Origin of the sequence: Amycolatopsis roodepoortensis, assembly GCF_024628825.1 — a bacterium.
In the GTDB taxonomy this organism is placed as follows: Bacteria; Actinomycetota; Actinomycetes; order Mycobacteriales; family Pseudonocardiaceae; genus Amycolatopsis; species Amycolatopsis roodepoortensis.
In genome coordinates this window covers 1,672,373-1,687,397 of record NZ_CP102415.1, presented here as the reverse complement: position 1 = coordinate 1,687,397, position 15,025 = coordinate 1,672,373, and the positions used below count along the sequence as shown (strand labels likewise).

Below are 15,025 nucleotides of genomic sequence, written 5' to 3'. Positions count from 1 at the left end.
GAGGTTCGGTCACCGAACCGGCCGCTGAGCTGAGGATTCTCCTGCTGGGGCCCCGATACCGAACCTTCGGTGCGGCCCGTCCGCACGGTGGGTTCGGTGGCCACGAACTGCTCCTGAATTCGTTGACCCCGTCGATCGCCCCTTCGTATTGTTTGCCGAGTCTTGGGCAGGGACGGCTTTGGTGGACACATTCAGCTCAGGCAGAAGGGGGCTTTCCATGGCCGGCATCCGAACGATTTCCCCGATCGGCACGCGCGCTTTCGACGCGGGTCGCACCGTACGACCCGGAACCATCAGCGAATTCGTGGAAGTCGCCGACATGCCGCTCGCGGCGCTCAGCGCCGGGTTGCGGCTCGGCAGCGGCAACGCCGCGTTCTTTCGCCTGCTGGGCCGCCGCCCCGCCGACGTGCTCGGCGAATCGTTCCCCGAGCTCGTCACCAGTGGTCCGGACCATTTACGCGACCGGCTGAACCGGGTCGCCGAAGGCTGGGAACAACGGTTCCGCGGCAGTGTCACCGGGCTCGGTTCCAGTGGCGCCGACCGGCTGACCATCGTGGCGGGCCGGATGCGGGCGCCGGGAACGGCGATCCTGCTGACCATGCTCCCGGAGACGGCGCCCCCCGCCGCCCGCGCCGAGCAGCTGGGCTCGGTCACCGACATCGAGGCGAAGATCCTCCAGGGGATCGCCAGCGGCCTGTCGAGTCTGGAGATGGCCGACAAGTACTACCTGAGCCGTCAGGGCATCGACTACCACGTCGCCCGCCTGCAGCGGAAGTTCAAGGCGCGCAACCGGGTCGAACTGGTTTCGCGGGCCTTCGCGACCGGCCTGCTCGACTCGACGGCCTGGCCGCCGCGGGTGCCGGAGTCCCGGCGCGCGAGCTGATCACCGGCAACTGACGCGCGGGTGGCCATCGCGTGACGTGCTCGTGCGATCACGGTGCGGTCCCAGTGAACGGCCACTTCGCTTGCACGTATTTCGGCAGAATTCGTAATGACCTTGTCGGCGATTTCGCTCGTTTGAGCGGTCGGAAGCCGCTCGAGCTGACCGCCTGGTCGCCGAGTGGCCACTCCGACGGTGTCGCTGGTTCACGCCTAGTTTCCTTCTGTCGTGACTTCTGTCGGTCTTGATCGACCCGGGTCCGCGCTGCGGCCCGTGTCGCTTCGCGCTCGGAATTCCGTCGTCGGGAAGCGCCTTGCTCATATGAGCGCCCGCAGTCCTCGTAGTGAGGGATAACCCTTATCGAGGTTGCACGCTCTATTCGGTAAGACGATCACACGATGAGATGGAAGCACGTAAGCGATTGTTCGCTCTGTGTGACGGCAATGGCCCCGATGGGACGACAGGGAGGCGGGAGATGAAGGACGCCAACAGACCCGGACGCGCGCTGGCCGGACGGGACGACGAGCTCCGTTGGCTCGCCGCCCGGCTGAGCCCCGGCGCGCCCGGCGAGGGCTCCGTCATCGTCGTGCGCGGGCAAGCGGGTATCGGCAAGTCCAGTCTGCTGGACACCGCCCTGGCGGCTCTCACGGACACCGTCGTCTGCCGGGGCACCGGTGATCCGGGTGACGGGGCCGCCGCCTCTCGGCAACTGCTCGCGGATCTGCGCCGCGCGGGCGCGCGCGTGCCGGATCCGGATGACTTCGCCGCCTGGTACGAGGCTTTCGCCGGATGGGCGGCCGGACGGCCCGGGATCGTGTTCGCCGTCGACGACGTTCACTGGTGCGACGAACCGGCCGTGCGCTGGCTGAGCCTGCTCGCCCGGCACTCCACCCGGCTGCCGGTGCGGATGATCCTGGCCCGGTCGGCCGCCGACGGACCGGACGGCGCGGCGGAACACCTGGCGGACCTCGAATCCTGGTACGGCACCGAGGTGCTCGACCTCGGCCCGCTGCCCGCCGAGGCGGTCGCCTCGCTCGCGCGCGAGGCCGTCGGCTCGGAGCCGGGCGAGCCGTTCGTGCGGCACTGTGTCGAGCAGTCCGGCGGGAATCCGTTGCTGCTGCGGGAGATGCTCGACGAACTGGGCAAGGTCGCGTCCGGGATCGCCCCGGTGGCCGGATCCGCGGCGGGGGCGGCGCTGATCCGCTCCCTGTTCGCCGGTGTCCCCGACTACGCCAGGGCGGTCGCCACCGCCATCGCGGTACTCGGCGGGCAGGACCTGTCGCTGGTCGCCCGGCTGGCCAAGGTGCCCGCCCGCACCGCCGGAACCGCCGTCGAGCTCCTCCGGAGCAGGCACATCCTTGCCGCCGAAGGACTTTCCTTCCGGCATGACCCGGTGCGGGAAGGGCTGCTCGACGCGCTCGAACCCGCCGAACTCGGCCGGTGGCGGCGGACCGCGGCGATCCTGCTGAGCGACGCGGCGGGATCGCCGGAGGAGGTGGCGGAACACCTGCTCGAACTAGCCGAACTCGACACGTGGATGGTCGATCTGCTGCGCGACGCCGCGACCTGCGCTTGCGACCGGGGCGCGCCCTGGGACGCGCTGCGCTATCTCAGGCCCGCCGCGGCCGCCAGGCCGTCTGACGCCGGACTGGCCGTCCAGCTCGCGGAGACGGTCGCGCTGCTGGAACCGGACAGCGGATTCGACCTCCTGCGCCGCGCGCTCGAACTGCAACAGGATCCCGTGGACCAGGCCAGGGCCGCGGTGAAACTGGGCCGCGCGGCGCTCGTCGCCCGTCGTTGCGGGACCGCCGTCACCGTGCTGGACCGGGTCCTGACCGTGCTCGGCGGCGAGATGGACCAGCAACTGCGCGGTCAGCTCGAAGGGCTGTTGTGCCTGGTGGGCATCGAAGACCGGGACAGCCTGGCGAAGCTCGACACCCGGATCCAGCCGCGGTCGGCGGACACGGTCGTCGACGCCAGGCATCTGGCCGTCTGTGCCGTCGTCGCCGCGCTCGACGGCACCCGGCCGCGCGAAGCCGCCGAATGGGCGATGCGTGCGATCCGCGGCTACACCCCGACCACCGACGACTCGGCCGTCAGCTCCGCCGTGCTGGCGCTGCTGCTCGCGGACGAGATCGACGTCGCGAGGGACGAACTGACCAGGGCCATCGAGCTCGTACCGGCCCAGCGCAGCGAATACCTCGCGTTCCGCGGTCTGCTCGGGCACTGGTGCGGTGATCTCGCCACCGCGGCGGCCGACGCCGGGCAGGCCTACGCGCTCAGCCGCCGAGCCGAAGGCCGGACCGGCGGTGTCGTCCCGCGGATCGCGTACGCGACCGTCGCGGCGCAGCAGGGCGAGACCGCGAAGGCGATGAAGTTGTTGCGGGAAGCGGATTCCCCGCAATTGTGGGAGCACACGGTGATGCGCCCGTGGTTCCAGCTCGTCGACGCGCGGGTGCATTGGGCGGCGGGGGACCGCGAGACGGCGCTGAAGCTCTTCAACCGCTGCGGTGAGAGCCTCGCCGATGTCGGCATCGCCAACCCGCTGCTGGCGCCGTGGTGGTTCGAGGGCGCCTGCATGCTGGCCGACGAAGGACGTTTCGAGGAGGCCGCGGACCTCGCGGCCGAAGGAACCGGGCCGGCACTGCGCTGGGGCACCCCGAGAGCGGTCGGGATGGCCCGGCTCGCGACCGCGGTCGCCACCCGCGGCCCCGGCCGGATCGCGCTGATCGAAGAGGCGGCGGGAATCCTGGCGGGCTCACCCGCCCGGCTGGAGGAGGCGCTGGCGGAGTATCACCTCGGCCGCGCCCTCGTCGAAGCGGGCGACAGCGTCGCCGCGCGCACCCGGTTGCGTCGCTGCGCCGAGCTGAGCCTGCGGACGGGGGACCGGTTCCTGCTCCGCCGCGCCCAGCGCACCGCCGCCGACGCGGGCATCCCGAGCGAGCTGTCCCCGTTCGCCTCGCTGAGCCCCGCCGAACGGCATATCGCCCGGCTCGCCGGACGCGGGGTCAGCAACCGGGTCATCGCGGAACGGCTCTTCGTCACCGTCCGGACCATCGAGACGCATCTGACGAGCGTGTACCGGAAGCTGCGGATCAGCGGGCGGCCCGAACTGGCCGTGGTGCTGGGCGAGACCGACGAGCGGCAGGCCGTCCTCGAAGGTGTCCGGTGAGCGCCGTCCGGCGGCTCGAAGCCGACGGTGCGGACGAACTCGTCGAACGCGAGACCGAACTGCGTCTGCTCACCCGCCTGATCGGGGATCTCGAACACGGCCACGGAGGATCCGCGGCGGTACTCGGCCCGGCGGGCAGCGGGCGCACGGCACTGCTGGACCAGGTCGCGTCCCTCGCCGCCGAGCGGGGACTGCAGGTGTTCACCGCGCGGGGCTCGGCCACCGAGGCGCAGCTGCCGTACGGGCTCCTTTCCCAGTTGCTGGCACCGATCCCGGAGCTCGCGGACGTCCCGTGGCTGCACGCCGCGCTCTCGGACGGCACCGACGTGCAGGTCCTGCACGAACTGCTCTGCCAGCGGCTGCTGGAGTCGGCCCGGCGCTGCCCGGTCCTGCTGGTCGTCGACGACCTGATCCTGGCCGACGAGCAGTCCGAGGCCTGGCTGGCCGCCTTGCAGCGGCGCCGGGGCAACGACCCCGTGCTGCTCATCGCCGCGCATTCCGGCCCGCAGGACGCCGACGAGGCGGATCCCTTGTCCCTCGGCGGTCTTCCCTGGGAGAACCGGCATGTGGTGCGGTTGCGGCCGTTGAGCGAGGCGGCGGTCCGGCGGCTGGTGCACGCCGTCCCCGCGCCGCGGCCGCCGGTGGCCGAGGTCTACGCGGCGACGCGGGGGAATCCCGCCCTGCTCGCGGAAGTGCTCGCCAGGTCGTCCGCCGGTCCGGAGATCACCGCCGTCACCGCGGACGTGCGCCGCGACACCGTGCTCGACCTGCTCGCCCGGCTGCCGTCCGATCTCGCCGCGCTGGTGCGGACGATCGCCGCGATCGGCACCCTCGACGAGGCGTACCTGCGGCCCCTCGCCGGGCCGCTCGGGATGCCGCTGGGCCGGGCGCTGCGGGTGCTGGCGGACGCCGGCCTGATCGGGACCGATCCCGCCGAGCCGATGAACCCGCAGGTGGCCACCTGGGTGCTGGCCGAGACCGGAGCGGACGAGCGGGCGGGCACGCGCCGCCGGGCCGCCGAACTCGGGCATCGCCGGGCCGCCCCGGAGGAGGACGTCGCCGGGCTGCTGCTCGGCTCGCAACCGGTCGGCGAGGCCTGGGCTCTGGAGACGCTGCACGCCGCGGCGTTGCGCCGTCGCGAAGCCGGGGATCACGCCGAAGCGGCGCGCTACTACCGGAGGGCGCTGGCCGAACCGGCGCCGCCGGGGATGTCGGCACGGCTGCGCCTGGAACTCGAGACCGTCGAGGCGTCGTCGTGCCCGTTCACCGGCGGGCTGCGACTGGCGAGGGCGACCAGGGTCTCCGGGGACGACACCGTCCGAACGCGACTGTCCGCTGTGGACTTGATGATGCAGCGAGGCGCCACGGAAGACGCCCTGCGTGAACTGGCTCTGCTGAGCGAGGCCGCTGTCGACGACCGGGACCGCGCGGATCTGACCGCGTTGTACTGGCTGGCCGACGGGAGTGGGGCGGGCGCCGTCCATCTCGGCATCCCCGCGCTGCCGGATCTCGACCCGGCGGCGCTGACCCCCGCGCAGGCGGCCGCCGCGTCGTGGCTGACCACGATCGCCTGCCGCGACGGCAAAGCCGCCCGACGGCTGGCCCGGCGCGCGGCGGATCCGTCCCGCGAACCCATCACCCTCTACTCGCCGCGGCTGGCGCTGGCCATCACCTTCACCCAGACCGACGACGTCCTGGAAGCGCTTTCGGTCTACGAGGAGATGATCGCGGACGCGAGCGCCGCCGGGGCGGGCGTGCCGGTGGCGCTCGGGCTCACCGGCAAGGCCTGGGTGCATCTGCAGCGTGGTCGTGTTCAGGCCGCCGAGGACGCGCTCGCCGAAGCCGCCGCTTCCGGTCCACCGGACGGCTGGCCGTCGACGGTCGCCACGTCGCTGCGCACCATCGAGATCGCGGCGGCCCTCACCCGCGGGAACCTCGACGCCGCCCAGCGCGCCGTCGACGCCGCGGGCGACGGCGGGCCGCTGTATTCCGCGCCCTATCTGCTCTTCATGCGCGGGCTGCTGGAACTGGACCTGAAACGCCACCGCCGGGCGCTGGGCCTGTTCCAGGAATGCGGCAGGCGGATGAACGCGGCGGGCTGGCTGAACCCCGGCCTGGTGCCGTGGCGTTCGCATGTCGCCATCGCGGCGCAGGCACTCGGCGACGAGCACACCGCGGCCGCGATGATCAGCGAGGAATGGCGGCTGGCGCAGAACTGGGGCACGCGTACCGCGATCGGGCGGACCCATCTGGGCGCGGGCGTCGCGGTCCGGTCCGAGGACGCGGTGTTCCGGCTGACCCAGGCGGTCAACGCGCTCCAGCAGTCGCCCGCCAGGGTGCTCTACGTCGAGGCAGTACTGCTGCTCGCGGCCGCCCAGCTCAACCGCGGCCAGACCAGCGGCGTGCCGCGGCTGTTGCGGGAAGCCGAACGGCTGGCCGGCGCGTACCAGCTCGCGTGGGCGACGTCGCGGATCGCGGACCTCGGGAAACGGCTGTCCGACCGGCCGCGGCGGTCCTACCGCACGGCCTCCCGGCGCTGGCGGGCGCTCTCGCCCGCGGCGACCGACCTCGTCCGCCGCGTGCTCGCGAACGCCTCCAACGCCGAACTGGCGGAGGAACTGGGCGTGAGCAAACGCGCCGTCGAGCTGCGGCTCACCGCGATCTACCGGCAGCTCGAGGTGACCGGGCGGGCCGAGTTGCGGGAGCTGTTCGACGCGCTGGACAAGGAGCTCTGAGCCGCCGTGATGATCGAGCGAGCGGATCAGCTGGCCGCGATCGCCGGGGCGGTCGCCGAAGCCCGTGCCGGGGCGGGCGAGTTCGTCGTCGTCCGCGGTGGGCTGGGGGCGGGACGATCCGCCCTGCTGCACGCGGCGGGGGAGGAAGCCGCCGCGCGGGGAGTGCGCGTGGTCCGGGCGGCGGCGACGCCGCTGGAGCGAGGAGTCGCCCACGGTGTGGTCTGGCTGCTGCTGGAACCGTTGCTGGAGGCGGGCCGTCGCGGGGAACTGCTCACCGCGGTCCGGGCCGACAGCGAGTTCCCCGCCGACCCGCCCGACCCGCGCCGCGCCCATCTCGTGCTGCACGAGCTGCTGGAGTTGTTCACCGAAATGGTGCGCGACACCGGCCCGGTGGCCCTGCTCGTGGACGATCTCCAATGGGCGGACGCGGCGTCGGCGCGCTGGCTCGCCTATCTGGCCAAGCGGATGAGCAGGCTGCGGGTCCTCGTCGTCGCGACCCTGCTGGAGGGCGACGACTCCGCCGACGACATCGTGGTCAAGGACATCGCCCGCACCGCGGCACGCACGATCCACGCCACCCCGCTCTCGGCCGCCGGCGTCCGGGCCTACCTGACCGCCCGCTGCGGAGCCGAACCCGCCCCCGAGTTCGCGGACGCCTGTCTCGCCCGCACCGGTGGTTCGCCGATGTTGCTGGACGCGCTGGTCAACACGATGCTCGGGCACGGGTTGCGCCCGGTCGCCTCGGCCGCGGCCGAACTCGCCGCGTTGCGCCCCTCGCCCGCGGCGGCCCGGCTGACCCGCTGCCTGCGCGCCCAGCCGGACGACGTCCGCGCGGTGGCCAAGGCGATGGCCGCGCTCGGCGAGGAGACCGAGGCCGGCGTCCTCGCCGAACTCGCGGGACTCGATTCCCCGGACTTCGACGCGGCGCTGCGCGCGTTGCGGAGGTTGGGCATCGTCGAGACCCCCGCCGACGGGCTGCTGCGGTTCGCCGGCGGGATGGCGGGCGACCTCGTCGCCGACCAGCTGAGCGCCGAGGAACAGGACAGCCTGCACCTGCGTGCCGCGAACGTCCTGTACCGCAACGGAAGGCCGGTCGAGCAGATCGGGCGGCAGTTGCTCGCCACGGTCGCCGAACCCGAACCGTGGGCCGCGGACGTGCTGCGGACCGCGGCCAGTGCCGCGCTGGCGAACTCGTCGCCCCGCACGGCCGCCCAGTACCTGCGGCACGCGCTGGCGCATCCGGGCGCCGATCGCGCGGAACTGCTCGTCGATCTCGCCGCCGTCGAACGCGGCTACGACCTGCCCGCCGCCCACCGGCATCTGCATCAGGCACTCGGCCTGATGCGGGATCCGGTCGATCGCGCCTTCGCGCTCGGCCTGCTCCCGGTGGTGGCCGGGCTCCGGTTCGCCGCGGACGTCCGCCGTCTCCGGCAGGTGCTCGTGGAGCTGCGGGAGGTCCCCGGCCCGGCCGCGGCCGAAGCGGCGTTGCGCATGGAAGCCCGGCTTCGCTACCTCGAACGAGGAGTGCCCGGCGCGGGCGACGCGGCGGCGGACCGGCTGGCCGAGCTCGGTCCAGAGCCCGCCCAGGGGTCTTCGGCCCAGCGGGAACTGGTCGCGGTCCTGCTTTACCTGATGACCGTCGCGGGCGCCGCGCCCCGTGAGTCCATTGTGGACCTCGCCAGGCAGGTGCTGGCGCGGGAACCCGGTTCACCGGACCAGATGTACACCACGTTCCCGCTCACCGTGCTGGTGCTGGCCGCGGCGGATTCGCTCGACGGAGTGGACTCCTGGCTCGCGGCGGCGTGCGGCCCCGCCGCCGACCCCGACCTCCCGACGCTGGTCGCCTGGGCGGGCCAGGCGCTGGTGGCCTCGGCCACGGGACTGCTCGGCGTCGCCCGCGACCGCGCGCAGGCGGTGCTCGCGTCGGCGGGTCCCAGCCGGGTCGGGATCACCATGACGGCGATGCGCGTGCTGGCCGAAATCGCGATGGAACAACGAGATCCGGCGCTCGCCCGGCTGCTCGTCGACAACCTGGAGGCCGACCACGACCCCTGGCTGCGGTCGCTGGCCTACGGCACCTTGGCGCTGACGGAGGCCAATCACACCGCGGCCGCCGAATACTTCCTCGACTGCGTGCATCAGCTGGAGCGGTTCGGGAACCGGGTGCTGCTGCCGCTGCGCGGCCAGATCGCGCTGCTGCTCGCGGCGACGGACGATCCGAAGCGGGCCGAAGCCGTCGCGCAGGGCGAGGTCGAGCGGGCCTTGTCGTGGGGTGCGCCGTCGTCGATCGGACGCGCGCTGCGGATCCGCGCGACCCTGCTCGATCGCGACGAGGACGCCGTCCCGGTGCTGCGCGAGGCCGCGGAAGTCCTGGCAGGATCGGGAGATCGGCTCGAACTCGCCCGCACTTTGGTGTTGCTCGGCGAACGGGGCACCGGGCCCGACGCCCGCGAACGACTGCTGGAGGGCCGGAGCCTCGCGGCCGGATGCGGCGCGAGCTGGCTGACCGGCTCCGGGGAGCCGCCGGATCAGGCGGACGGCCTGCTGACCGCGACCGAGCAGCGCGTGGTGGAGCTGGCGGTGTCCGGGCGCCGCAACCGCGACATCGCGGAACTGCTGGAGGTCACGGTGCGCGCGGTGGAGAAGCACCTCACCAGCTCGTATCGCAAGCTGGGCATCACCGGCCGCGCCCAGCTGGCCGCGGCGATGCGCGGCCACCGGGCGGGGTGAATCCGGTCAGGATCCGGCGGGCGCCGCCGTGCCGAGGCGGCCCTGCAGCCACGCGGCGGCCAGCTCCACCCGGGAATGGCTGCCGGTGCGCTCGAACAGCGACGTCAACCGGGCCTCGACACGTTTCTCGCTGACCTGCAACGCCGCCGCGATCTGCCGGTTCGTGTGGCCGCTCGCGATCAGGCCGACTATGTGGCGCTCCAAGGGATCCAGCGCCGCCCGGTCGGTCCGGTCCGCCTGCTCCGGCGAGAAGGCGATGCGATGCCGTTCGAGCAGCGTCGAAACGGACGCCAGCTCGGCGACCGCGCCGAGCCGCTCCAGCGTCCGGTGCGCTTCCAGCAGGGACGGCGCCGGGACCGGGCTCACCTCACCGAAGGCCGTGCACGCCTCGGCGATGCGGAACACGTCGCCGGACTGCCGCGCCAGTTTCACCCCCGCGCGCACCGATTCCATGTCCCCGCGCACGAGCCCGCCGCACACCAGGGCCGCCTCCTGGACCGACGCGGTCGGGCATCGGGTCGCGAGGTTCTCCAATTCGGCCAGTAGACGGGCCACGGCCTCGGTGTCACCCTGGCGCCGAGCGCCGTACAGGAGCCGCGCGAGGAGCCGTTCCATCCCCGCGCGCACGCCGCGTTCGCGGCAGTCGAGGTAATCCCGCCAGCCGCGCTCCACCGCCTCGTCGTGCTGTCCTCCCGTTTGGCGCAGGCGGCAGCGGACCCAGGCGGCACCGGCGTCGGCGGACGTCCGGAAAGGCAAGCGGCGCAACCAATCCGCCGCTCGGTCCGGCTGGTCGCGCTGGGCGCAGATCTCCGCGGCGAACACACTCGCGAACCGGTGGCGACGGGGTGGGTCCCACCACAGGCGGTCTCCTTCGAGCCGCCGCGCCAGCGACAACGCAGTGTCCCACTCGCCCTCGCGGTAGGCCTGCCGGACGGCGTGCCAGTCGCTCGAGAACCCGCTCGAAGGTGGCTGGTAGCGGCCGCGCAGCAGGACCTTCAGCACGCTGACCGTGTCGAGGACCTCGGCGGCCTCGGCGACGTCCTCGTGCGGCGGCATTTCCGTCGACACCAGCCATTCTTCGGCGGGCCTGCCACCGTCACCGGGCAAGGAGCCGAGCAGGATCCCGGCGCCGAGGGCGAACAGGCTGTCGTCCTCGGCGCCGCCTGCCCGCGCGAGCGCCCGGACCGCCTCGGCGGCCACCGGCCGGTCGGCCCGGTTGACCGCGTCCAGCAGGCGGCGGCAGTCGTGAGCCGCGTCGAGGGCGCGGGCGACTTCGGCGGCCAGCGGCCGGACTACGTCGAGTTCGGCGAGCCGCTGTTCATGGGCGAGGGCGCCCAGCCAGCACAGCAGCGTGGTGGCGGACGGCTCGGCGCCGGTGAGCCGCGGTGCGACGACGGTGGCGAGGTCGTCGGCCAGCGCACCGTATTCACCGGCAGCGAGGCTGTCCGCGAGCAGCGCGCTGAGTGTTTCGGGGAAGCGGGTGTCGGCCGGAGCGAGCAGCCGCAGCGCCGCCCTCCGGTAGCGGCGGGCGGTCGGCAGGTCGGCTTTCGCCGCCGCTTCGAGCAGCAGGCCCGCGGCCTCGGGATCCGGCGGTGACGGCGGAAGCTCGGCGAGATGCGGGGCGATCTCCTCGGAGCGCCGCTCCCGGACGATCCGCCGGTGCAGCACCGTGCGCCAGCGCGGCCCGTGCTCCAGCCGGAGCCTTTCGGCCAGCGCGGGGACGACGAACTCGATCGCGCCGCCGGACCCGGTGCGGAGGATCCCGGCCCGGACCAGATCGTCGAGGGCCTCTCCCGCGGTGGACGGTGGCAGCGCGGCCGCGGAAGCCAGCCAGGGCAGCCTTTCGAGGGTGGGGGCGCTTTGCTCGCTCAGCACCGCGACGATGGCGGCCAGTCGCCGGGCGCGCGGCCCGAGCCGCCGCAGCCGGAGCGTCTCGGGATGTCCGCCGGGCAGCAAGATCGGCGTTCCCGCGCCGACGAGGCAGACGTGCTCGTCGATGACCGACAGCCTGCCGGTGGCGCGCAGCCCCGCGACCGTCGCGCCGACCGTGCCGGGGTTGCCGAACAGCGGCCCGAGCGCGGCGCGGACCGTCGTGACGAGCGCGGGATCGCTCGCGATCCGCCCGGCGCGGGTCGTCCAGCCGGGCAGCAGCGCCGTCGTCTCCTCGGCGGTCAGCGGCCGGAGACCGATCGTGCCGTCGGCGACGGCGAACACCTTGCCGACCGGGCCGTCCCGCCTGCTCCGGCCGGTCACGGAGACGACGGTGATCGTCCCGGTGGCGCGGGCGCCCTCGGCGACCAGGGTGAGCACGGTGGCGAGATCCGGCGGCAGCAGGTCGAAGTCGTCGAACTGCAGCACGACGCGGCCGTGCGGGGCGAGCGTGGCGAGGACGGTGACCAGATCGTGGGCCGTCGTCTGCGGCCCGGCGCCGGAACCCGACTCGAGCCGGGTCCGCAACCAGGCGACCGCGCTGAGCATGCTGACCAGTTCGGGGCGGGCGAGGGCGGTGATCAGCTCGACCAGCTGGGTCGTCAGCCGGAGGAGGACGGTCTCTGGTTCGGGACCGGCGGGCACGGCCAGCACGGCGGAGCCGGAGCGGCGGCCGCGCTGGGCGAGGCCGGAGAGGACGGTGCTGCGGCCACTGCCCGGCGGCCCGTGCACCACCCAGATCGCGCCGGGCCCGGTGAGCACCCGGTCCAACGCGGCCTGCGCGTCCTCCGGTCCGGCGCTCGTGACGGCCGTCGCTCCCATTTCCCTCCTCGGCCGGCGCGGGACCACGGCGCGGCCGGGCGACGGTCGTTCCGAGCATGGCGCAAGGAGGACCGTGCGGTCGGGAGGTCAGGCGGCCGGGGCACCTTCGGCCAGCATAGTTGCCCCGGCGGACCACGGTCAGGTCGTTCGTCGTACGGGGCGGCAAGCCATACGGTCACGCCCGGCCAAGTCCGTGAAGGACCCCTTCATGTACCTAGGCGCAAGTATGGGGGCCTTCACGTACTTCGACGCCGGACCTGCGCGACGCTCGCCAAGTCAGGGCAGCGCGGTCGGGGCGGGTTGTGGGGGCGGCACATCGGTCTCGATCACCTTCGGCACGCCCCGCAGGCTCCGCAGCGCCACCAGCGCGAGGATCGTCATGACCGCCGCGCTGCCCAGCATGCTCGTCCGGATGCCGCCGACGAACGATTCCTCGGCCGCCGTCCGGACGGCCGTCGCCACCGGTTCGGGCAGGCCGGTCGCGACCGCCGCGGTGGCGCTGAACGATTCCCGCACCTGCGCGGCCAGATCGGGTGGCACACCGGCGGGCAGGGTCAGTTCGGCGTGGTAGACCGCCGACAGCACGCTGCCGACCACCGCGATCCCGAGTGAGCCGCCGAGTTCGTAGGCGGTGGCGGAGATCGCCGACGCGGCGCCGGCCCGGTCCCGGGGGACGGTGCCGAGGATCGTGTCGCCGGTGACGGTCAGCGTGAGCCCGGCGCCCGCGCCGAACGCCACCTGCGCGGCCAGCACCAGCAGGTACGACGAGTCCGTGCTGATCGCGCCGAACAACCCGAAGCCGATCGACGCCAGCGCCAGCCCGCCCGAGACCGTCGGCGCCCGGCCGAACCGGCGCACCGCCTTGGCCGCCACGACACCGCCCGCGACGAGCGCGGCGACGGCGCCGGGCACGAACGCCAGCCCGGAGCGCAGCGGGCTCCAGCCCAGCACGAGCTGGAAGTACTGGCTGGAGATGAGCGCGAACGCCGACATCGTGAACACCGACACCAGATTCGAGCCGACCGAGGCCGAGAAACCGCGCCGCCGGAACAGATCGAGGTCGATCAGCGGCTGCTCCAGCCGTCGCTGGCGCCGGGCGAACCACAGCAGCGACGCGCCTCCCAGAGCGAAGGCGCCGAGCACTTCCGGGTACCAGAGCCCGACGTAGAACGCGCCCTTCAACGCGTACACCACGGCGACCAGCCCGACGATGGACAGCAGGACACTGGGCAGGTCGAGCCGCAGCCTGCCGCTGGACCGGGATTCCGGTACGACGCGGGCGGCGCCGAGGATCAGCAGCGCCACCGGGATGTTGACGAGGAAGACCGAACCCCACCAGAAGTGTTCCAGCAGGACCCCGCCGACGATGGGGCCGATGGCGAAGCCCGCGGCCGAAACCCCGGCGGTGACCCCGACCGCGGCGGTCCGCGCCCGCTGCGTGGTGAAGACCGCGCGCAGCAAGGAAGTCGTCGAAGGCAACACGGCGGCGCCCGCGATCCCCAGCAGCGCGCGGGCCGCGATGAGCAGTTCGGCGCTCGGGGCGTAGGCCGCCACCAGCGAGCCCAGCGCGAACGCGGTGACGCCGATGAGCAGCACCCGGCGCCTGCCGAACCGGTCGCCGAAATTGCCCATGGTCACCAGCAGGCCGCCCATGGCGAACCCGTAGACGTCGGCGATCCACAGCAGTTCCTCTGCCGACGCGCCGAGCTGCGTGGTCAGCGCGGGGACCGCCAGATGCAGCACGGTCATGTCGATCGCGACCATCAGCTGCGCCAGGCAGGACACCATGATCGTCGCGATGTCGCGGACCTTGGTGCTCATGCGGCCACCGCCTCTCGCAGGCGGGCTCGCCGTCTCGGCTTCAGGGTGTCCCGGAGGTCGGCGCGCAGCAGGGTGAACGCCGACGTCAGCCCGGGCAGCCGGTGCAGCAGGTGGTCCGGGCCGGCGACGAGGACCCGGCCGACGCCGAGCGTGGCGAACCGGTGGACCAGCCCCGGCAGCCGGACCGCGTTGACCGTCGACTCCAGCAGGAGCGACGCCGCCTCGTCGCCGGTCCGGACCGGCTCACCGTCCTGATCGGACACGATCGGCAGCTCCGGATCCGCGAAACGGAAGCCGCCGAAGACCTCTTCCGCCAGCCGGTCGCGCAGTCCGCCGAGCATCCGCGCGTGCGCCGCGGGGCGCATGGTGGTGAGCGCGTAACCGCCGGCGGCCCGGACCCGCCGGACGAATTCGTCCAAATCGGACTCGCGCAGGGTCACCAGGTGGACCTCGTCGTCGAACCGGCCGGAGAGTTCGTGGCCGATCCCGTCGAGGATCCCGCCCAGCGCCGCTTCCGGCGTGCGCACGATGAACTGGCTGACGAGATCCTGGTGCGCCGTCTCGAAGTACTCCCGTTCTCGCCGGGCGACGGCGTCGACGAGGCGGACGAGATCCGCCACGGGAAGTGCGCCCGCGCGGACCACGGCGGCGCGTTCGCCGAAGCTGGCGCCGCCGACCGCGACCGGCACCAGCCCGTGCTCCCGCTCGGCGCGTTCGGCCAGCGCCAGCGACGCGAGCACGAACGCGATCTGGGTGTGCTCGTTGTACTCCTCGTCCGTTCTGGCGAGCGGATCCAGCAGGGAGCGGCCGAGCGCCTGCTCCGCCACGCCGAGCAGGCGCTGGGCCAGGGGATCGATGACGAGGAAGCGGCCCAGTTCGCGGGCACGGGCCGGGCCCATGCCGGGGAACAGGACGGCATCGGTGGAACTTTCCACT

7 protein-coding genes are annotated in these 15,025 nt (G+C 73.2%); 4 read left to right on the top strand and 3 right to left on the bottom strand.

The genetic code is table 11. The features are described from left to right. Positions 1–217 precede the first annotated feature (217 nt). From NQK81_RS07670 to NQK81_RS07655, 4 genes are all read left to right on the top strand, one after another. Positions 218–883 (top strand): LuxR C-terminal-related transcriptional regulator, encoded by a 666-nt coding sequence (locus NQK81_RS07670; protein WP_257487661.1) that lies wholly within the window; start codon positions 218–220, stop codon positions 881–883. Between the two features lie 472 nt (positions 884–1,355). Further along, entirely contained in the window at positions 1,356–4,052 is a 2,697-nt protein-coding gene (locus NQK81_RS07665; RefSeq protein WP_257487660.1) for an AAA family ATPase, read from the top strand. Then, positions 4,049–6,787 carry an AAA family ATPase gene (locus NQK81_RS07660; protein ID WP_257487659.1) on the top strand — a complete coding sequence of 913 codons (2,739 nt, stop codon included), beginning with the start codon at positions 4,049–4,051 and terminating at the stop codon, positions 6,785–6,787. Before NQK81_RS07665 ends, NQK81_RS07660 begins: the two co-directional genes overlap by 4 nt. 9 nt (positions 6,788–6,796) lie before the next feature. Beyond that, entirely contained in the window at positions 6,797–9,517 is a 2,721-nt protein-coding gene (locus NQK81_RS07655) for an AAA family ATPase (protein ID WP_257489717.1), read from the top strand. A 6-nt stretch (positions 9,518–9,523) separates the two neighbouring features. Here NQK81_RS07655 and NQK81_RS07650 read toward each other — a convergent pair whose 3' ends face one another. From NQK81_RS07650 to NQK81_RS07640, 3 genes are all read right to left on the bottom strand, one after another. Beyond that, positions 9,524–12,268 (bottom strand): AAA family ATPase, encoded by a 2,745-nt coding sequence (locus NQK81_RS07650; protein ID WP_257487658.1) that lies wholly within the window; start codon positions 12,266–12,268, stop codon positions 9,524–9,526. Between the two features lie 276 nt (positions 12,269–12,544). Continuing rightward, on the bottom strand, positions 12,545–14,089 hold the full coding sequence (locus tag NQK81_RS07645) for an MFS transporter (RefSeq protein ID WP_257487657.1): 1,545 nt from the start codon (positions 14,087–14,089) through the stop codon (positions 12,545–12,547). After that, positions 14,086–15,024 carry an ACP S-malonyltransferase gene (locus tag NQK81_RS07640; RefSeq protein ID WP_257487656.1) on the bottom strand — a complete coding sequence of 313 codons (939 nt, stop codon included), beginning with the start codon at positions 15,022–15,024 and terminating at the stop codon, positions 14,086–14,088. Before NQK81_RS07640 ends, NQK81_RS07645 begins: the two co-directional genes overlap by 4 nt. Position 15,025: the final 1 nt, after the last annotated feature.

Bases quoted from the DNA above. Each gene is read 5' to 3' on its own strand.
- NQK81_RS07670 (WP_257487661.1), top strand. From the start codon at position 218: ATGGCCGGCATCCGAACGATTTCCCCGATCGGCACGCGCGCTTTCGAC.
- NQK81_RS07665 (WP_257487660.1), top strand. From the start codon at position 1,356: ATGAAGGACGCCAACAGACCCGGACGCGCGCTGGCCGGACGGGACGAC.
- NQK81_RS07655 (WP_257489717.1), top strand. From the start codon at position 6,797: ATGATCGAGCGAGCGGATCAGCTGGCCGCGATCGCCGGGGCGGTCGCC.
- NQK81_RS07650 (WP_257487658.1), bottom strand. From the start codon at position 12,268: ATGGGAGCGACGGCCGTCACGAGCGCCGGACCGGAGGACGCGCAGGCC.
- NQK81_RS07645 (WP_257487657.1), bottom strand. From the start codon at position 14,089: ATGAGCACCAAGGTCCGCGACATCGCGACGATCATGGTGTCCTGCCTG.